Origin of the sequence: Mycolicibacterium stellerae, from assembly GCF_003719305.1 — a bacterium.
Taxonomy (GTDB): Bacteria; Actinomycetota; Actinomycetes; order Mycobacteriales; family Mycobacteriaceae; genus Mycobacterium; species Mycobacterium stellerae.
Genome location: NZ_RARC01000008.1, coordinates 83,447 through 102,569 on the forward strand (window position 1 = coordinate 83,447; position 19,123 = coordinate 102,569).

Consider the following 19,123-nt stretch of genomic DNA (forward strand, 5'->3'; position numbering starts at 1 on the left):
TGCGGCTGTGAACGAGGGTCGGACCGCGCAGCGCATCCCCTACGCCGAGGCGTCGAGGGTGCTGCTGCGCGATTCGATTCTGGACGGCATGCGCGACCTGCTTCTGACCCGGGACTGGTCGTCGATCACCTTGTCGGCGGTCGCGAGCGCGGCAGGCATCAGCAGGCAGACCATCTACAACGAGTTCGGCTCGCGGCAGGGCCTGGCGCAGGGCTACGCGATGCGACTGGCCGACCGTCTCGTCGACGCCGTCGAGAAGGCGATCAACGGCAACGTCGGCGACATCTACGCCGCCTTCCTGGAGGGTTTCCGGGACTTCTTCACCGAGTCGGCCGCCGACCCGCTGGTCATCTCGCTGCTGACCGGCGGTACCAAGCCCGACCTGCTGCAGCTCATCACCACCGACAGCGGCCCGATCATCTCCCACTGCTCGTCACGGCTGACGTCGACGTTCATGCACAGCTGGCTGCGCGCCAGCGAGGAGGACTCCGGCGTGCTGTCGCGGGCCATCGTGCGGTTGTGTATGAGCTACGTCTCGATGCCGCCCGAGGCCGACCACGATGTGGCCCGCGACCTGGCACGTCTCATGACACCATTCGCCGAACGGTACGGTGTCATCGAATCGGATTAGCCGCGGCTTGGGACGGCGAGGCCGTGCGAGCTAATATGTAACCAAGCTAACTAATTGCGCGGGGAGATTGAGTATGACGACGACTGAGCAGCGGCTGACCGCTGATGTGGCCAACGGCATCGACTACAAAGTGGCCGACCTGTCCCTGGCCGAGTTCGGCCGCAAGGAGATCCGGCTGGCCGAACACGAGATGCCGGGGTTGATGACGCTGCGCCGCGAGTACGCCGATGTGCTGCCGCTCAAGGGCGCGCGGGTGTCCGGCTCGCTGCACATGACCGTGCAGACCGCCGTGCTGATCGAGACGCTCGTCGCGCTCGGCGCCGAGGTGCGGTGGGCGTCGTGCAACATCTTCTCCACCCAGGACCATGCGGCGGCCGCGACCGTCGTCGGGCCGCACGGCACTCCGGAAGAGCCCAAGGGCGTCCCGGTCTTCGCCTGGAAGGGCGAGAGCCTCGAGGAATACTGGTGGGCCGCCGAGCAGATGCTGACCTGGCCCGGCGAGCCGGCCAACATGATCCTCGACGACGGCGGCGACGCCACCATGCTGGTGCTGAGGGGCGCTCAGTTCGAGAAGGCGGGCGTGGTACCGCCCACCGAGGACGACGCCTCCGACGAATACAAGGTGTTCCTTGCGCTCATCCGCAAGCGCTTCGAGACCGACAAGTCCAAGTGGACCAAGATCGCCGAGTCGGTCAAGGGTGTCACCGAGGAGACCACCACCGGTGTGCTGCGGCTCTACCAGTTCGCCGCTGCAGGCGAACTGCAGTTCCCGGCGATCAACGTCAACGATTCGGTGACCAAGTCCAAGTTCGACAACAAGTACGGCACCCGGCACTCGCTGATCGACGGCATCAACCGCGGCACCGACGTGTTGATCGGCGGCAAGGCGGCGCTGGTCTGCGGCTACGGCGACGTGGGCAAGGGCTGCGCCGAGGCGCTCAAGGCACAGGGCGCGCGCGTGGCGGTGACCGAGATCGACCCGATCAACGCGCTGCAGGCGCTGATGGATGGTTTCGAGGTCAAGACGGTCGAAGAGGCCGTCGGCTGGGCCGACATCATCATCACCGCGACCGGCAACCAGGGCATCATCACCCTCGAGCACATGAAGTCGATGAAGCACCAGGCGATCCTGGGCAACATCGGTCACTTCGACGACGAGATCGAGATGGCGCGCCTGGAGCGCGATCCCAAGATCCGCCGGATCAACATCAAGCCTCAGGTCGACGAGTTCGTCTTCGAGGACGGCCATTCCATCATCGTGCTCAGCGAGGGCCGGTTGTTGAACCTGGGCAACGCGACGGGTCACCCGTCGTTTGTGATGAGCAACAGCTTCTCCAACCAGGTGATCGCCCAGATCGAATTGTGGACCAAGAACGACGAGTACGACAACGAGGTGTACCGGCTGGCCAAGCATCTCGACGAGAAGGTCGCGCGGATCCACGTCGAGGCGCTCGGTGGCACGCTGACCAAGCTCACCAAGGAGCAGGCCGAGTACATCAACGTCGACGTCGACGGACCGTACAAGCCGGAGCACTACCGCTACTGATCAGACGCTCGAGACTGTCCGCGGCTTCGCATGGGCCCAGGCAGATCGCGGAAAGTCCGAAAACCGCGCACTGTCCGCAATGTCGTCGATAGGGTCGGCCCGTGGGTCGGGCAGCGGTGGGGGTTCTGCTCACGCTGCTGTTGATCGGGTCGGTCGGGATCGCGCCGCCTGTACTCGCCGACGATCCGACGAACGATGCGCACGATCCGTACTTCAACGAAGACGAGTATCAGGAGTTCTACACCCCGCCCGACCCGCTTCCGCCTGGCGCACCGGGTGACCTGATCCGGGCGGAGCCGTCCCGGTTGGTGCTCGAGCCGTCCGGTCAACTCGGCATGATCATGGCCGACGCGACCCGAATCATGTACCGCAGCACCGATGTTCACGGCAATCCCATGGCGGTCACCGGCACGTACTTCGAACCGTATAACGACTGGCCCGGCGGCGGGCCGCGTCCGCTGCTCGTGTACGGGCCCGGCACCCAGGGTCAGGGTGACCAGTGCGCGCCCTCGCGTCAGTTCAACCAGGGCATCCACTGGCGGCCGTACCTGGACCTCGCCTTCAACTACGAGGAGCTGTTCGTCTCGACGATGGTCGCGCGCGGGTTCGCGATCGTGATGACGGACTACCAGGGCCTCGGCACACCGGGCCTGCACACCTACGTCGGCCGCGTGCCACAGGGCAACGCGATGCTCGACGCGGCCCGCGCCGCCAAACGGTTGCCGGACACCTCGCTGAACCCCGATGGCCCGCTTGCGTTCTGGGGTTACTCGCAGGGCGGCGGCGCGGCGGCGTCGGCCGCCGAACTCGCGCCGTCGTATGCACCGGAGCTCAAGGTCGTCGGCACCTACGCGGGCGCGCCGCCCGCCGATCTCAAGGAACTCTTTCCCTACGCCGACGGCAGCGTCCTGGTCGGCGCCGTCGGCTATGCGCTCAACTCGGTCATCACGGCCTACCCCGAGCACGCCGACGCGATCCGCGCGAAGTTGACGCCCCGCGGCGAGGACTTCATCTTCAAGGTGGCCGATCAGTGTGTCGCCGAGACGCTCACGAAGTTCATGTTCCGCCATCTGCAGCCCTACTTCAACGAGGACATCAACCAGCTCGTCAACGAAGAACCGTTTTCCTCCCTGTTCGACGAGCAACGACTCGGCCGCTTCAAACCCAATGCGCCCGTGATGATCCTGAGCAATCGTTACGACCCGTTGGTCCCGTGGACCGGCGCCAACCAGCTCGGCCGCGACTGGTGCGCACAGGGGGCCGATGTGCAGTTCTTCACCAACGAAGAACCGCCGTTCCTCAACAAGGCGATCATCAACCACGCACTGCCGATGCTCGTCGACGGTGAACGCGGCATGCAGTGGATCGCCGACCGGTTCAACGGACTACCGACCACACCCAACTGCGACGAGTTCTAGGGCGGTAGCGCCCGTGGCCGCCCTGCCCCTTCGCGGACGTGACGATCGAGGTGCCCGCCTCTGCGCGACAAAGTCGCTAGCACTTAGCGATCCAACGTTTTGGCGACAAAGTCGCTCGAAGGCGGGCGGCCGAACGAAAGGGCCAGTCGACGTCGAAGGGAGCACCGTGTCGACGCCGCACGCCGTTCGTCCGAGACCGGTGCGCGGCGGCGAGTTCTAGGGAGTCGGAGGCGGCGGGGGGGCCGGGTTGCCGCAGCGATTCTTGATGTCCATCAGCGGCTGCCGGATAGCGGTCAGGTCCGCCTTTGTCTTCGGGTGCGCCTTCATGTACGCCTGCACCTTCGGCGTCGACTGGTCGCGCGTCAACCCTTCGAGGCTGTTGTAGAAGTTGTTCACGTCGGGATGGCCGAAGAGGTAGTCGGCCGTCGCCTGCTGCACACCGGCCCGCGCGAATTCCAGATCGGCGGCACTGCAGTTGGGCGGGTTGGCGTTGGGGTCCTCGTTGGCGTACGCCAGCGGAGTGCCTGCGAACAGCGCCGCGCCGATCATCGCGGTACACACGAAGAGCTTCATACCTCTTAGTTTTGAGCACGCTGTGTCCCGCTGCGCCGATCACAAGCAGTCTCGCAGGAAACCTGAAGAGAACCAGAGGGTTACGCTCGCGGCGTGCTCATCGCGATAGAGGGTGTCGACGGTGCGGGCAAGCGCACCCTGACCCAGGGCCTACGCGCGGCGTTCGAGGGCGACGGCAGGACCGTGGCAAGCCTGTCGTTTCCCCGCTACGGCCAGTCGGTGCCCGCCGACATCGCCGCCGAGGCGCTTCACGGCCAGCACGGCGACCTGTCGGGCTCGGTGTATGCGATGGCCGTGCTCTTCGCCATGGACCGCGCCGGTGCGCGCGAGGAGATCGAACTCCTACACACGGAGTACGACGTGCTGATCCTCGATCGCTGGGTCGCCTCCAACGCCGCCTACAGCGCGGCACGTCTGCACCAGGACTCCGACGGCGATGTGGTGGCATGGGTGCGCGAACTCGAGTACGGACGGTTGCGGCTACCGGTACCCGACTGGCAGGTGCTGCTCGACGTGCCTGCCGAGCTGGCCGCCGAGCGCGCGGAGCACCGCGCCAACACCGAAGCCGACCGGGCGAAGGACGCCTATGAGCGCGACGACGGCCTGCAGCGGCGTACCGGCCTGGTCTACTCGGAGCTGGCAGCGACGGGCTGGGTTGGCCGGTGGTTCGTGGCCGGACCGCACATCGACGGCGCCGCGCTAGCTGCCGAGCTGGGTAAATAGCCGACTCGCGGGCGCGCTATCAGCGATTTATCGCGATTTGGTGACACCATGGACTCCATGAGGCAAAGGATTCTGGTCGTCGACGACGACCCTTCGCTCGCCGAGATGCTGACGATCGTGCTGCGCGGTGAAGGGTTCGACACCGCAGTCATCGGCGACGGCACCCAGGCGCTCACCGCCGTGCGCGAGTTGCGGCCCGATCTGGTCCTGCTGGACCTGATGCTGCCCGGCATGAACGGAATCGACGTATGCCGTGTGCTGCGCGCCGACTCCGGGGTGCCGATCGTGATGCTGACGGCCAAGACCGACACCGTTGACGTGGTGTTGGGCCTCGAGTCCGGCGCCGACGACTACGTGATGAAGCCCTTCAAGCCGAAGGAGCTGGTCGCCCGTGTGCGCGCCCGGCTGCGCCGCAACGAAGACGAGCCAGCCGAGATGCTTTCCATCGCCGATGTGGACATCGACGTACCCGCCCACAAGGTGACCCGGCAAGGCGAGCAGATTTCGCTGACACCGCTGGAGTTCGACCTGTTGGTGGCGCTGGCACGCAAACCGCGGCAGGTGTTTACTCGTGATGTGCTTCTCGAACAGGTGTGGGGCTACCGGCACCCCGCCGACACCCGTTTGGTGAACGTGCATGTCCAACGTCTGCGGGCGAAGGTCGAGAAGGATCCTGAGAATCCGCAAGTTGTGCTGACTGTTCGAGGAGTGGGATACAAGGCCGGACCTCCGTGAGTTTGCGCGGCTCAGCCGCGGTCGTGAGTTTGCGCGGCTCAGCCGCGGTCGTGACCTTGACCGGTCGGCGGTCGCCGTGATCTTCAGCTCGAGGCGGCGCATTCATCGGCGATCTGCACCACTGCTGCGCGGATTGGGTGCGCTGGGTCGAGCATTGGGCCTTGCATGGCGCCGCTCCCTGCAGCTGCGGGTGGTGTCGCTGACGCTCGGGCTGTCACTGGCCGTGATCCTGGTGCTCGGCTTCGTGCTGACGAGCCAGATCACCGATCGCATCCTCGAGGTCAAGGTGCGCGCGGCCACCGAAGAGATCGAACGGGCCCGCAACACCGTCAGTGGCATCGTCGGCGGCGAGGAGACCCGGTCGCTGGACAGCAGCCTGCAGCTGGCCCGCAACACCCTTATCGATCGCAAGGCCGACGCGGGAGCGGGCCTGGCAGGCGCATTCGACGCCGTCCTCGTCGTCCCCGGTGACGGACCGCGCGCCGCGACCGCCGCCGGACCCGTCGCGCAGATCCCCAACGCCCTTCGCGACTTCGTGAAGGCAGGCCAGGTCAGCTACCAGTACGCGACGGTGCACACAGAAGGCTTCTCCGGGCCTGCCCTGATCATCGGCACCCCGACGTCGTCGCCGGTCACCAACCTCGAGCTTTATCTTGTCTTTCCGCTGAACAACGAGGAATCCACGATCGCCTTGGTGCGCGGCACGATGGCCACCGGCGGCGTGGTGCTGCTGCTCATGCTCGCCGCCATCGCGCTGATCGTCGCCCGCCAGATCGTGCTGCCGGTGCGGTCGGCCTCGCGGATCGCCGAACGGTTCGCCGAAGGTCACCTCACCGAGCGGATGCCGGTGCGCGGCGAGGACGACATGGCGCGCCTGGCGGTGTCGTTCAACGACATGGCCGAAAGCCTGTCGCGGCAGATCACCCAGCTCGAGGAGTTCGGCAACCTGCAGCGCCGCTTCACCTCCGATGTCAGCCACGAGCTGCGCACCCCGCTGACCACGGTTCGGATGGCCGCCGACCTGATCCACGACCACAACGAAGAACTCGAGCCCGCGCTTCGGCGGTCCACCGAGCTGATGGTCAGCGAACTCGACCGGTTCGAACTGCTGCTCAACGACCTGCTCGAGATCTCCCGGCACGACGCAGGCGTGGCGGAGCTGTCCGTTGAGGCGGTCGACCTGCGCGACACCGTGCAGAGCGCGCTGGACAGCGTCGGCCACCTCGCGGGCGACGCCCAGATCGACCTGATCGTCGACGTGCCGACCGAGGAGGTCATCGCCGAGGTCGACCCACGCCGGGTGGAGCGCATCCTGCGCAACCTCATCGCCAACGCGATCGACCACGCCGAACGCAAGCCGGTGCGGATCAGGATGGCCGTCGACGAGGACACCGTCGCGGTCACCGTCCGCGACTACGGCGTCGGGTTGCGGCCCGGCGAGGAAAAGCTGGTGTTCAGCAGGTTCTGGCGCTCCGACCCGTCGCGGGTTCGCCGCTCCGGCGGCACCGGGCTGGGGCTGGCCATCAGCATCGAGGACGCCAGGCTTCACCAGGGCAGGCTCGAGGCGTGGGGCGAGCCCGGTAAGGGTGCGTGCTTCCGGCTCACCCTGCCGCTGATTCGCGGCCACAAGGTGACGACAAGCCCGCTCCCGTTGAAACCCATTGGGCGCGAACGCAAGCCACGGAGGTCGGATAAAGACCGGCAACCGGCGGGGGAGAGCGTGTGAAGCGCCTCCTCGTGCGGCCTCTGCTCCTCGCGTGCGCGCCCGTCGCGTGCGCGATGGTGTTGGCCGGATGCGCAGGTGTGCCCAGCTCGTCGGCGCCGCAGGCGATCGGGACGGTCGACCGCCCCGCACCACCGAGCCTGCCGAAGCCGACGGCCAACATGGACCCCGATGTGCTGTTGCGCGAGTTCATCAAGGCCACCGCCGATCCGTCGAACCGCCATCTCGCCGCGCGGCAGTTCCTCACCGAATCGGCGTCCAACGGCTGGGACGACGCGGGCAGCGCGCTGCTGATCGACCGGGTCGTATTCGTCGAAACGCGCGGACCCGAAAAGGTTTCGGTCAGCATGCGCGCCGACATCCTCGGGTCGCTTTCCGACATCGGGGTGTTCGAGACCGGCGAGGGTGCGTTGCCCGACCCTGGCCCGATCGAATTGGTGAAGACGCCTGGTGGCTGGCGCATCGACAAGCTGCCGAACGGTGTTTTCCTTGACTGGCAACAGTTTCAGGAGACGTACAAGCGCAACACGCTGTACTTCGCCGATCCGACCGGGAAGACCGTGGTTCCCGATCCCCGCTATGTCGCGGTATCCGATCCGGACCAGCTGGCCACCGAGCTGGTCACCAAGCTGATCGCAGGGCCCCGTCCTGAGATGGCGAACACCGTGCGCAACCTGCTCGGCCCGCCGCTGCGCCTGCGCGGACCGGTAACCCGTGCCGACGGCGGCAAGATGGGGGTCGGCCGCGGCTACGGCGGTGCTCGCGTCGACCTGGAGAACCTGTCGACCACAGACCCCCACAGCCGTCAACTTCTTGCGGCACAGATCATTTGGACGCTCTCCCGTGCGGGAATCAACGGCCCCTACGTCATCAACGCCGACGGCGCGGCGCTCGACGACCGGTTCGCCGAGGGCTGGCGGACCTCCGACGTCGCGGCCACCGACCCCGGTGCGGCAGACGGGGCGGCCGCCGGGCTGCACGCCTTGGTCGACGGGTCGCTGGTGGCGCTGGACGGACAACGGGCGCCGCGCGTTCCCGGCCCGTTCGGTGCGACGCCCAATCAGACCGCGGCTGCGGTGTCGCGCAGCGGCCAGGACGCGGCATCGGTGGTGACGCTGAATGCGGGTGCACCGGATATGGCGTCTTCGCTGTGGGTCGGTCCGATCGGTGGAAACCCGTTGCAGGCGATGGACGGTCGCACGCTGTCGCGGCCCACCTGGTCGCTGGATGACGCAGTATGGGTGGTGGTGGACAGCAACAACGTGGTGCGCACCGTGCAGGACGCATCCGGGCAGCCGGGCCGCATACCGGTCGATTCCACAGCGGTGTCCACCCGGTTCCCCGGGCCGATCGCCGACCTGCAGTTGTCCCGCGACGGAACACGCGCGGCGATCCTGATCCAAGGCCAGGTGATTCTGGCCAGCGTCGAGCAGACACTGGGCGGAGGCTTCGCGCTGACCTACCCCCGCAGGCTTGGCTTCGGCCTCAAGGACACCGTCGTGTCGCTGTGCTGGCGCACGGGCGACGACATCGTCGTCAGCCGCACCGATGCGCAACACCCGGTGTCTTACGTCAACCTCGACGGGGTGAACTCCGACGGCCCGAGCCGCAACCTGCTGATGCCGGTGGGTGCGGTGGCCGCGAACCCGTCGACGGTGTACGTGGCCGATGCCCGCGGCATCCTGCAACTGTCGGGTTCAGCGGCCGAGAACGACCCCCGATGGGTGGAGGTCCGCCCGTTGATGACGCCAGGCGCGATACCCGTCCTGCCGGGCTGAACTACCGCGTCGCTTTCGCCGTTGTGCAGACAAGAGTGCATCGAGTGGAGTTTGCTGTCACTTAAGGCCCAGCCCGCCGAAAGGTTTCACCATGCCCCTTGACGACGTTCGGATGCCCCGGCAACAGATGATCCGCGGTACCGGGCTCCTATTGACCGCAGGAACACTTGCCGCGTGCAGCGGTGGCGGCGACAAGCCCGCAGCCAGTAGCGAGGCGGTGACGACGCCGCCATCCGCGGATCCGCCGACTGGTGGTGCGATCACCAAGACCGCCGACGTGCCGGTCGGTTCGGGGGTGATCGTCGGCGACGTCGTGGTCACGCAGCCGTCGGCGGGTGACTTCAAGGCGTTCTCGTCGAAGTGCACGCACAAGGGATGCGCGGTCAACAAGGTCGCCGACGGAACGATCGACTGCCCCTGTCACGGCAGCAAGTTCACCCTGGACGGCGCCGTCGCCAAGGGGCCGGCGACCGAACCGCTTGAGCCGAAAACGATTTCGGTGCAGGGTGATTCGATCGTCTTAGGGTGATCGCCCGGTGACGGAAGACTTCAGTCCGGCATCGCCGCGACGATCTGCTCCTTGGTGAGTGGCAGCGATCGCACGCGCACACCGATCGCGTCGCACAGCGCGTTGGCGATCGCGGCGGTCGTCGGGCCCTGCGCGCATTCGCCGACGCCGAGGGGTTGGTGTCCGTCGCCGGCCATGAGTTCGACGTCGACGGCGGGCACCTCGGAGAACCGCAGGATCGGATAGCTCTCCCAGTTGTCACTCGTGACGGTGTACCGGTCGAACCGGACGCGCTCCTTGACCGTCCAACTGGTCGCCTGGACCGCGCCGCCCTCGATCTGGTTGGTCGCCCCGGCCGGGCTGATGACGAGGCCCGCGTCGACGGCGATGGTCAACCGGCGCACACGCACCTGCTCGACGGCCTCCACCTCTGCGACCACGGCGCAATACGCACTCGAGCCCTTGTACCGTGCGTAGCCGATGCCGTGACCGATCGAGTCCGATGCTGCCCATTGACCCCAATTAGAACGGCGCGCGACGGCTTCCACCACAGCACGAGCGCGCGGGTCGGACAGGTGGGCAAGCCGGTAGGAGACGGGGTCGACGCCCGCCTGTGCGGCGAGTTCGTCCATGAACGACTCGGCGGCAAAGACATTGAGGTGAGCCCCCAGTGAGCGGAGCGCAGAGGTCCGCAACGGCATCTCCGGGATCAGGTGGTTGACGACTTCATACGACGAAAAGTCATAACCAGGCACGGCGTTACGGCGCGTGCCACCGCCGCGTTCCAGCGGCGGTTCGGTGCCGGAGTGCATCGCCGTGCGGTCGCGGTGGCTGGTGGCAAGAAACGCGGGCGGGTCCGTCGTGCCGGGGCGGCTGACGAAGGTGCCGCTCCAGATCTCGTGCCGCCAGGACAGCACCGCGCCGTCGATCGCCGTCTGCGCCGAAACCCGAACCACGCCTGCGCTTCCGAGCGGCGCCCACGCCAGCTCGTCGGCGCGCGACCACACCACATGGACCGGCCGGCCCGGTACCGCCAGCGCCAGCAGGGCCGCGTCCATCGCAACGTCGTCGGCGCCGTTGTGCCCGTAGCACCCGGCGCCCTCGACGTGGCGGACCACCAACTGCTCGGGAAGCATGCCCAACTCGCGCGCGATCTCCCGGCGCAGGTTGTAGACGCTCTGGCTGTGCGACCAGATCTCCAGCGCGCCGTCACCCGCCAGCGCGACCGCGCAGGACGGTGCGATCGAACCGTGCGCGATGAACGGACGATGGTAGGTGGCCGACCACGACCGCCGCACCGCGTCGAGCGACTTCTGGCCTTCGGCGACGACGGTGGTGTCGGCGGGCGCCTCGGTCAGAAACCGCGGGAGGTCGTCCTCGTCCGGCAACGACGGCGTCTGCTCCCAGACTGCATCGGCACACAGCCGGTCGGCCGCCCGCAGCGCGGCCTCCTCGCGCTCGGCGATCACGGCCAGAAAATCGCCGTCGCGCACCACGGTGACCACCCCGGGCAGCGCCAGCGTCGGCGTGTCGTCGAGCGCGGTGAGCGTCGCGCCCCGCGAAGGAGGGCGCACCACCCGGCCGTACAGCATTCCGTCCAACTGTAAATCGTGTACGTAGCGCGGGCGCCCGAAAAGCTTGTCCGGCAGGTCGATTCGTGACGCGTCCGTGCCGATGACATGGTAATCGGACTCCGGTTTCGGTTTGCCGCCGCCACTGGCGGGGCGGTCAAGCACGGACTCGTCGGCCAGCTCCCAGTATGTGGTCGCCGTGCCGTCGCGACCGGTGATCCGTCCGTCGGCGACGGACAAGTCCTCCTTGGGGACCGCGAGCTTCTCCGCGGCGATGGACAGGTAGAGGTCGCGCGCCTCTGCGCAGACCACGCGCAGCGCGGCACCCGACTGCTGAATGGACAGGCTGCCCGCCGTCGTACCTTCGTCCGGGCTGAGGCCTGTTGCCGTCGCGGTCATCTCGATCCGGCCGACGTCGACGTCGAGTTCCTCGGCGACCATCTGCGCCAGTGCGGTGAGGATGCCCTGGCCGAGCTCGACCTTGCCGGAGCGCACCTCAACCGTGCCGTCGGCCCCGATTCGCAGCCAGTCGCCGAGGCGCGGGTTGGCCGCCAACGTCGGCGGCAGCGGCGTATCGCCGGTCATGGTGTGCCACCGCGTATTTCGGCCGCCGCCGCGAGCACGGCGCGAACCACGCGGTTGTGGGAACCGCAGCGGCACAGGTTGTCGTCAAGCGCCGCACGCACGTCGGCCTCCGACGGGTCCGGGTTGCCGGCGAGCAGATGCGCGGCGCGCACGACGATCCCTGACATGCAATAGCCGCATTGCGCGGCTTGCTGCGCGACGATCGAACGGGCGACCGCATGCGGTTGGCCGTCGACGCCGAGGCCTTCGACCGTCGTCACATCCTTGCCTTCGACCGACCACATCGGGGTGTCACACGAGTAGGCGGGGTCCCCGTCGACCAGCACGAGGCAGGCACCGCAGACGCCGAGGCCGCAGCCGAACCGGGTGCCCTTGAGGCCGAGGTGGTTGCGCAGCACATAGAGCAGCGGCGTGTCAGGCTCGGTGACGAGCTCCCGCTGGCGACCGTTCACCGTGACGGTCGAGGCGGCAGGCCCCTCGTGTGCCATCACTCCAGAATCACCGGCGGGCGCGCGCGGCGCCAGCAAGATGCGTCACACACAGTGTTTCGACATCAAACGTCCAAGTTCCTGGTGCGCGCGCTTGACGACCGATGCGCGCATGACGATCGAAACTGCGGGGAGATCGCGAAAATTCATGAGATGGCGATCTGTCGGCAGGCTCGGCGACCGATCAGGCCGAGGTGACGCCGCGAATCCTGCCCTCGCGGAACGCCTCGACGAAGTGCCGATGGTCCTCGCGCACGGTTTTGGCGTAGTCAAGCCCGAATTCGACGATGTCGTCGACGAACTCGTCGGCGCGGTCCCCGATCAGTTCCGCGATAGCATCCTCGGTCTGAAATCCGACCAGCTCCTGGTCGCTGTCGGCATCGCCGACGCAGTGCACCTTGGCCACCGCGCGGCCGAGCTGTTCGATCACCTCGGTCAGTTCGTCAGGCTCGGTCAGCTCGCTCCAGTCGAGGTCGGACTCATACGGCGAAAGCTCCGCGACGACGTAACCGATTCCGTCGACCTCGGTGTAGCCGAGTAGGGGATCGGCGTGTGCCTGCAGCGCCCGCTGCGACACCGCGGTGCGGTGCCCGTGGTGCTTGAAGTACTTGTGCACGGCCTCGTCGTCGACGACGCGGCTCGGCGCAGCGACGTTGGCCTGCTTCATCGACAGCACGATGTCGTTATCGAGCGCCTGGTTGAAGCCCTCGATCAGCACGTTGTAGCTCGGCAGGCCCGCGCTGCCGATGCCGAAGCCTGTCCTGCCGACGATGTCCTTCACGTCGTAGGCGATTTCGCGGAACTTCTTCGATTTCGGGATGGTCTCCTGGTAGGCCGCGAAGGCGGCGTTGACCTTGTCGTATTCGGCCTCATCGAGCCGGCGGACACCGGAGAATTCGCGAAAACGGCGGTCCGCCCCGTCGACATGAGTGGTCCTGTGCAGCAGCTCGTAGCGCGTAGACAGGCGCGCGTCCTGCAGCGCCGCAAGCACCGCACCGCGGGCGGTGTCGAGGTTCAACGAGAACGTCGAGTCGTCTTCGGTCTGCCGGAACCAGGCCACCTGATCGAGATACGACCGGGTGAATGCCGCGATCAAATCACGAATCACGCTGTCGGACAGGGCTTTCTGCCAGCACATCAAGGCCACGCTTGCCGCGAACCGCTGCAGGTCCCACGTGAAGTGCCCGACGAAGGCCTCGTCGAAGTCGTTGACGTCGAAGATCAGCATCCCGGAGCCGTCCATGTAGGTTCCGAAGTTCTCCGCGTGCAGGTCGCCCTGAATCCAGACGCGGCCGGTTCGCTCGTCGGCCCATCGGTCCTCTCGATCGGCGACGTCGGCGTAGAAGACGCAGGCGCTGCCGCGGTAGAACGCGAACGGTTCGGCGGCCATCTTGCGGAACTTCGTGCGGAACGCATCCGGGTCGGCCTGCATCAGATCGGAGAACGCATCCTCGAGGCATTCGACGATGAAGGATTCACGAGCGTCGGCCATGACCTGTGGAGTACCCGCAGCGCGCGAAATCGATGTCACCGCCCGCCGCGAGACTGGGCGAGTGCTCGACCTGGTTCTTCCGCTGGAGTGCGGGGGGTGCGGCGCCCCGTCGACCCGCTGGTGCGACGCCTGCGCGCGGCAGCTTGCGGTTCGCGCCGACGAACCGCACGTCGTCACCCCCCGAGTGCACCAAGGCGTGCCGGTCTTCTCGCTCGGCCGCTACGCGGGCGCCCGGCGCGCCGCGATCGTGGCGGTCAAGGAGCACGGTCGCGCCGACCTGATCGACCCGCTCGGCGCCGCGCTGCGGGGCGGGCTGCGGCAGCTGTTGACGTGGGGCGTGCTCGGCCCGCCGCTGACCGTCGTGCCTGCACCAACCCGCCGCTACGCGGCCCGCAGGCGCGGCGGAGACCCCGTCACGCGGATGGCGCTCGCTGCCACATCGGATGGTCGCGACGCGCGGGTCGTCCAGGCCCTTCGGATGACGACCATGGTCCGCGACTCGGTCGGGCTGTCCGGCGCGGCGCGCCAGCGAAACGTGGCGGGCCGGGTCCGGCTGCGCGGGCCGGTGCAGCGGCTGACAGGCGACGTGGTGCTGGTCGACGACATCGTCACCACCGGCGCGACCGCAGCCGAATCGGTGCGCGTCCTGCAAACTTCTGGAGCCCGGGTGTTCGCCGTCCTTGCGCTGGCGAACGCATGACTCCTCACCCCTGACGGCGCGGCCAATTTCTTCGAGATCAAACCGGTGTGAAGAACTGAAAACAGGTAGGCGAATTTACTGGCACTACCGGGTGAACACGGACTACCGTCGGGTCCAACGCCCGTGAACACCTCACGGCGGCGCTCTGGCAAGAAGCGCCAACCATCGCCCAGCGGTAGGAGGTGACTGATCGACACCTTGTACCGGCGAGCGGCGAGATAACAGGCGCTTTCGGTGCATCTTCTGCCAGGTAGGCACGCAGTGCGCGTGCGACGCGAAACAGAAACGAGTCGCCAAGCATGTCAATCCGTTCCATGGAAACAGACCGCTCGATGATCGTTGAGGACGAAGAGAACGCGCCCGCGCCTCATGCCGAGGTCGTCGTCAAGGGCCGCAACGTCGAGATCCCCGACCACTTCCGCATCTATGTCTCAGAAAAGCTGGCGCGCGTCGAGCGATTCGACCGCAGCATCTACCTCTTCGACGTCGAACTCGACCATGAGCGCAATCGGCGCCAACGCAAGAACTGTCAGCACGTCGAGATCACCGCACGGGGCCGCGGGCCCGTCGTACGGGGCGAGGCGTGCGCCGACAGCTTCTACGCCGCACTCGAGGCGGCGGTCTGCAAACTCGAGAACCGGTTGCGGCGGAGCAAGGATCGCCGCAAGGTGCACTACGGCGACAAGACGCCGGTGTCGCTGGCAGAAGCCACGAAGGTGTCGGCTCCCGAGGCGTTCGTTCAGGGCGCAGGCGACGAATCCGAGGCGGTCGACGGCCAAGAGTTCCACGAACCCGGCCAGATCGTCCGCACCAAGGAACACCCGGCCAAGCCGATGACCGTGGACGATGCGCTCTACGAGATGGAACTGGTCGGGCACGACTTTTTCCTGTTCCACGACAAACAGAGCGACAAACCGTGCGTGGTGTACCGCAGGCATGCCTACGACTACGGCTTGATTCGGCTCGCCTGAGCCGGTGGGCTGATTCGCCTGGCCTGACCTCGGCCGAGGGGCCAGTTCGACGAGTCACCTACGATGGACCTCGTCTAATACATCACGAGATCCATCAGACCCACAGGGGAAATCAGCGTGCTCGATAAGTTGCTCCGGATCGGCGAAGGCCGCATGGTCAAGCGCCTCAAGCGGGTGGCTGACTACGTCAACACTTTGTCCGATGACGTCGAGAAGCTCTCCGACGCCGAGCTGCGCGCCAAGACCGACGAGTTCAAGAAGCGCTACACCGACGGCGAGGACCTCGATGACCTGATGCCGGAGGCGTTCGCGGTGGCCCGCGAGGCCGCCTGGCGCGTCCTCGACCAGCGGCCCTACGACGTGCAGGTGATGGGCGGGGCCGCCCTGCACTTCGGCAACGTCGCGGAGATGAAGACCGGTGAGGGCAAGACCCTGACGTGTGTGCTGCCCGCTTACCTGAACGCCCTGTCGGGCAAGGGTGTGCACGTCGTCACCGTCAACGACTACCTGGCCAAACGCGACAGCGAGTGGATGGGGCGGGTGCACCGCTCCCTCGGCCTCGAAGTCGGCGTGATCCTCGCGCAGATGACCCCCGATCAGCGTCGCGTCGCCTACAGCGCCGACATCACCTACGGCACCAACAACGAGTTCGGCTTCGACTACCTGCGCGACAACATGGCGCACACCGTGGAGGAGATGGTGCAGCGCGGACACGCGTACGCCGTCGTCGACGAGGTCGACTCCATCCTGATCGACGAGGCCCGCACGCCGCTGATCATCTCCGGCCCGGCCGACGGGTCGTCGAACTGGTACACCGAGTTCGCGCGGCTGGCGCCGATGATGGAGAAGGACAAGCACTACGAGGTCGACATCCGCAAGCGCACCATCGGCGTCAACGAGCTCGGCGTCGAATTCGTCGAGGACCAGCTCGGCATCGAGAACCTGTACGAGGCCGCCAACTCGCCGCTGGTCAGCTACCTGAACAACTCGATAAAGGCCAAAGAGCTGTTCATGCGCGACAAGGACTACATCGTGCGCGACGGCGAGGTGCTGATCGTCGACGAGTTCACCGGCCGCGTCCTTCTGGGCCGCCGCTACAACGAGGGCATGCACCAGGCCATCGAGGCCAAGGAAAAGGTCGAGATCAAGGCCGAGAACCAGACGCTGGCCACCATCACGCTGCAGAACTACTTCCGGCTCTACGACAAGCTCGCCGGGATGACCGGTACCGCCCAGACCGAGGCCGCTGAGCTGCACGAGATCTACAAGCTCGGCGTGGTGTCGATCCCGACCAACAAGCCGATGGTCCGCACCGACCAGTCCGATCTGATCTACAAGACCGAAGAGGCCAAGTACATCGCGGTCGTCGACGATGTCACCGAGCGCTACGAGAAGGGTCAGCCGGTGCTGATCGGCACCACCAGCGTGGAGCGCTCGGAGTACCTCTCGCGGCAGTTCCAGAAGCGCCGCATCCCGCACAACGTGCTCAACGCGAAGTTTCACGAGCAGGAGGCCGGGATCATCGCCGAGGCCGGTCGCCGCGGCGCGATCACCGTGGCCACCAACATGGCGGGCCGCGGCACCGACATCGTGCTCGGCGGCAACGTCGACTTCCTCACCGACAAGCGCCTGCGCGACCAGGGCCTCGACCCGGTCGAAACCGCAGACGAGTACGACGCCGCATGGCATGAGCTGCGCTTGCAGGTGAAGGACGAGGCGGCGGCGGAGTCCGAGGAGGTCATCGCCGCGGGCGGCCTATATGTGCTGGGCACCGAGCGGCACGAGTCTCGCCGCATCGACAACCAGCTGCGCGGCCGGTCCGGCCGCCAGGGTGACCCGGGGGAGTCCCGGTTCTATCTGTCGCTGGCCGACGAGCTGATGAGGCGGTTCAACGGCGCCGCGCTCGAATCGCTGCTGACCCGGCTGAACCTTCCCGACGACGTGCCCATCGAGGCCAAGATGGTCAGCCGCGCCATCAAGAGCGCCCAGACGCAGGTCGAGCAGCAGAACTTCGAGATCCGCAAGTACGTCCTCAAGTACGACGAGGTGATGAACCAGCAGCGCAAGGTCATCTACGCCGAGCGCCTGCGCATCCTGGAAGGGGAGAACCTCAAGGAGCAGGCGCACGGGATGATGGTCGACGTCCTGACGGCCTACGTGGACGGCGCGACCTCCGAGGGCTATTCCGAGGACTGGGACCTCGAAACGCTGTGGACGGCGTTGAAGCAGTTGTACCCGGTCAGCATCGACCACAACGACCTGATCGACTCCGACGCGGTCGGCGAGCCAGGCGAGCTGACCCGCGAGGAGCTGCTCGACGCGTTGGTCGCCGACGCCGAGCGGGCCTACACCGAGCGCGAGAAGCAGCTGGAGGAACTCGCGGGCGAAGGCGCGATGCGCCAGCTCGAGCGCAATGTGCTGCTCAACGTCATCGACCGGAAATGGCGTGAGCACCTCTACGAGATGGACTATCTCAAGGAGGGCATCAGCCTGCGGGCCGTCGCGCAGAAGGATCCCGTTGTCGAATACCAGCGCGAGGGCTTCGACATGTTCAACGGCATGCTCGACGCGATGAAAGAGGAGGCCGTCGGCTTCCTGTTCAACGTCACCGTCGAAGCGGTGCCCACCGCGCCTGCAGCGCAGGTGGCTCCCGTCGCCGCACCGACCGGGCTGGCCGAATTCGCCGCAGAGGCCGCTTCGCGAGCCCAAGAGGGTGGCGTCGCGACGAAGGAGCGGCAGCAGGCGCCGGCGTTGCGCACCAAGGGAATTGACGACGATGCGCCGCCGCTGACCTATACCGGCCCGGCCGAGGACGGGTCTGCGGAGGTGCAGCAGCACGGCGGAAACGGTAGCCCGAGGCATGCGGCACCCAGCAGGCGTGAGCGTCGCGAGGCCGCACGCAAGCAGGCGAAGTCGGCGAAGAAGGGCTAGTCGACGCCGACGGTGTCTGGATGCACCGGTCCATCACCCGATCTGAAGGGCCACCATGCGCCAGCGGCCATCGGTGACTTCGATGCGGCCCGCGATGGCCCGAACCCGTTGTCCCCTGGTGTAGGTCGCGAACACCTCGGCGGCCGTCGGCTGGTGTGGTTGGCGGTCATCGACGGCAGCGGTGCGCAGCCGCACCCGCCGCAGCACCGCCGCCTTGTCCGGCCCGGCTGCCCTGTTCAGCGTGAACACCATGTCCAGAAGCGGGGGCGTCAGCATCGGCCGCAGCGCAGCGATCGGCCTGCGCCGATCGATCACCTCGAGCACCCGTCGCAGCACGGCATCGGCGAAGGCAGCCGCTGCCGGAGGCGGCGCAACATGGGGAGCCGCCGGAGGCGGTGCGACGTGGGTGGGCACCTGCCGCTGTGCACGCCGAGACGAGCGGTGCAACGAGGCAGGCGTCGGGCATGCATCGAATGGCGGAGCCGGGCCGCCGGCGACATCGAATGGCGGAGCCGGGCCGCCGGCGACATCGTATGGCGGTGGTTCGTAGTCGACGACGGGCGTGGTGAACGCGCCCGCCTCGAACGGGATCTGCGATGCGGTCAACGGACCTCTCCAGCACTTTTTCAACGACTGCAAGCGACGTCTGCTGGAGAGGAACAGACCTGTCCATGATCCCATGGCTGGCGGGGCCCGCACGCACCCGTGATGCGTACGTACAGATTCGGCGGTTACCGTGTCGGGGTTCGG

16 protein-coding genes are annotated in these 19,123 nt (G+C 66.9%); 11 read left to right on the forward strand and 5 right to left on the reverse strand.

From position 1 onward, the window contains the following. The first annotated feature begins 7 nt into the window (after positions 1-7). The 3 genes from alkX to D6M19_RS12735 all read left to right on the forward strand — a co-directional run bounded on the left by alkX (position 8) and on the right by D6M19_RS12735 (position 3,595). On the forward strand, positions 8-631 hold the full coding sequence (gene alkX, locus D6M19_RS12725) for a TetR family transcriptional regulator AlkX (RefSeq protein WP_234834833.1): 624 nt from the start codon (positions 8-10) through the stop codon (positions 629-631). A 73-nt stretch (positions 632-704) separates the two neighbouring features. Continuing rightward, the gene (ahcY, locus tag D6M19_RS12730; RefSeq protein ID WP_123025591.1) at positions 705-2,177 is read left to right on the forward strand and encodes an adenosylhomocysteinase; all 1,473 of its coding nucleotides are present in this window, start codon (positions 705-707) and stop codon (positions 2,175-2,177) included. A gap of 158 nt (positions 2,178-2,335) precedes the next feature. Next, positions 2,336-3,595 (forward strand): lipase family protein, encoded by a 1,260-nt coding sequence (locus D6M19_RS12735; RefSeq protein ID WP_234834842.1) that lies wholly within the window; start codon positions 2,336-2,338, stop codon positions 3,593-3,595. A gap of 216 nt (positions 3,596-3,811) precedes the next feature. Here D6M19_RS12735 and D6M19_RS12740 read toward each other — a convergent pair whose 3' ends face one another. Then, entirely contained in the window at positions 3,812-4,168 is a 357-nt protein-coding gene (locus tag D6M19_RS12740; RefSeq protein ID WP_123025593.1) for a heme-binding protein, read from the reverse strand. Between the two features lie 93 nt (positions 4,169-4,261). Between D6M19_RS12740 and D6M19_RS12745 the strand changes: the two genes are divergently transcribed. The 5 genes from D6M19_RS12745 to D6M19_RS12765 all read left to right on the forward strand — a co-directional run bounded on the left by D6M19_RS12745 (position 4,262) and on the right by D6M19_RS12765 (position 9,656). Next, on the forward strand, positions 4,262-4,891 hold the full coding sequence (locus D6M19_RS12745) for a dTMP kinase (protein WP_123025594.1): 630 nt from the start codon (positions 4,262-4,264) through the stop codon (positions 4,889-4,891). Positions 4,892-4,939: 48 nt separating this feature from the next. Then, on the forward strand, positions 4,940-5,626 hold the full coding sequence (gene mtrA / locus D6M19_RS12750; RefSeq protein WP_011895547.1) for a two-component system response regulator MtrA: 687 nt from the start codon (positions 4,940-4,942) through the stop codon (positions 5,624-5,626). 76 nt (positions 5,627-5,702) lie between these two features. Beyond that, on the forward strand, positions 5,703-7,352 hold the full coding sequence (gene mtrB, locus D6M19_RS12755; protein WP_123025595.1) for an MtrAB system histidine kinase MtrB: 1,650 nt from the start codon (positions 5,703-5,705) through the stop codon (positions 7,350-7,352). Positions 7,353-7,372: 20 nt separating this feature from the next. Continuing rightward, a complete protein-coding gene (gene lpqB / locus D6M19_RS12760) occupies positions 7,373-9,127 on the forward strand; it encodes an MtrAB system accessory lipoprotein LpqB (protein ID WP_268812312.1) in 1,755 nt (584 codons plus the stop codon). A 91-nt stretch (positions 9,128-9,218) separates the two neighbouring features. After that, a complete protein-coding gene (locus D6M19_RS12765; protein ID WP_123025597.1) occupies positions 9,219-9,656 on the forward strand; it encodes a QcrA and Rieske domain-containing protein in 438 nt (145 codons plus the stop codon). A 20-nt stretch (positions 9,657-9,676) separates the two neighbouring features. Here D6M19_RS12765 and D6M19_RS12770 read toward each other — a convergent pair whose 3' ends face one another. The 3 genes from D6M19_RS12770 to D6M19_RS12780 form a co-directional block, all read right to left on the reverse strand. Further along, positions 9,677-11,791, reverse strand: coding sequence for a xanthine dehydrogenase family protein molybdopterin-binding subunit (locus D6M19_RS12770; protein WP_123025598.1), 2,115 nt, complete (start codon positions 11,789-11,791; stop codon positions 9,677-9,679). After that, positions 11,788-12,279, reverse strand: a complete 492-nt coding sequence (locus tag D6M19_RS12775; RefSeq protein WP_123025705.1) for a (2Fe-2S)-binding protein — start codon at positions 12,277-12,279, stop codon at positions 11,788-11,790. Before D6M19_RS12775 ends, D6M19_RS12770 begins: the two co-directional genes overlap by 4 nt. 184 nt (positions 12,280-12,463) lie before the next feature. Next, positions 12,464-13,771 (reverse strand): DUF2252 domain-containing protein, encoded by a 1,308-nt coding sequence (locus D6M19_RS12780; RefSeq protein ID WP_123025599.1) that lies wholly within the window; start codon positions 13,769-13,771, stop codon positions 12,464-12,466. Between the two features lie 61 nt (positions 13,772-13,832). On the opposite strand from D6M19_RS12780, the gene D6M19_RS12785 reads away from it, so the two are divergent. The 3 genes from D6M19_RS12785 (at position 13,833) to secA (ending at position 18,373) form a co-directional block, all read left to right on the forward strand. Continuing rightward, positions 13,833-14,471, forward strand: coding sequence for a ComF family protein (locus D6M19_RS12785; RefSeq protein WP_123025600.1), 639 nt, complete (start codon positions 13,833-13,835; stop codon positions 14,469-14,471). Positions 14,472-14,770: 299 nt separating this feature from the next. Beyond that, positions 14,771-15,442, forward strand: a complete 672-nt coding sequence (gene hpf, locus D6M19_RS12790; RefSeq protein WP_123025601.1) for a ribosome hibernation-promoting factor, HPF/YfiA family — start codon at positions 14,771-14,773, stop codon at positions 15,440-15,442. A 117-nt stretch (positions 15,443-15,559) separates the two neighbouring features. Next, entirely contained in the window at positions 15,560-18,373 is a 2,814-nt protein-coding gene (gene secA / locus D6M19_RS12795; RefSeq protein ID WP_123025602.1) for a preprotein translocase subunit SecA, read from the forward strand. Positions 18,374-18,406: 33 nt separating this feature from the next. Here secA and D6M19_RS12800 read toward each other — a convergent pair whose 3' ends face one another. Next, the gene (locus D6M19_RS12800; RefSeq protein ID WP_123025603.1) at positions 18,407-18,979 is read right to left on the reverse strand and encodes an Rv3235 family protein; all 573 of its coding nucleotides are present in this window, start codon (positions 18,977-18,979) and stop codon (positions 18,407-18,409) included. Positions 18,980-19,123: the final 144 nt, after the last annotated feature.

What these genes read in the sequence shown, in the direction of transcription:
- ahcY (WP_123025591.1), top strand. Translation starts at nt 705, where the DNA reads ATGACGACGACTGAGCAGCGGCTGACCGCTGATGTGGCCAACGGCATC.
- D6M19_RS12770 (WP_123025598.1), bottom strand. Translation starts at nt 11,791, where the DNA reads ATGACCGGCGATACGCCGCTGCCGCCGACGTTGGCGGCCAACCCGCGC.
- D6M19_RS12765 (WP_123025597.1), top strand. Translation starts at nt 9,219, where the DNA reads ATGCCCCTTGACGACGTTCGGATGCCCCGGCAACAGATGATCCGCGGT.
- mtrA (WP_011895547.1), top strand. Translation starts at nt 4,940, where the DNA reads ATGGACTCCATGAGGCAAAGGATTCTGGTCGTCGACGACGACCCTTCG.
- D6M19_RS12740 (WP_123025593.1), bottom strand. Translation starts at nt 4,168, where the DNA reads ATGAAGCTCTTCGTGTGTACCGCGATGATCGGCGCGGCGCTGTTCGCA.
- D6M19_RS12775 (WP_123025705.1), bottom strand. Translation starts at nt 12,279, where the DNA reads ATGGCACACGAGGGGCCTGCCGCCTCGACCGTCACGGTGAACGGTCGC.
- hpf (WP_123025601.1), top strand. Translation starts at nt 14,771, where the DNA reads ATGTCAATCCGTTCCATGGAAACAGACCGCTCGATGATCGTTGAGGAC.
- D6M19_RS12780 (WP_123025599.1), bottom strand. Translation starts at nt 13,771, where the DNA reads ATGGCCGACGCTCGTGAATCCTTCATCGTCGAATGCCTCGAGGATGCG.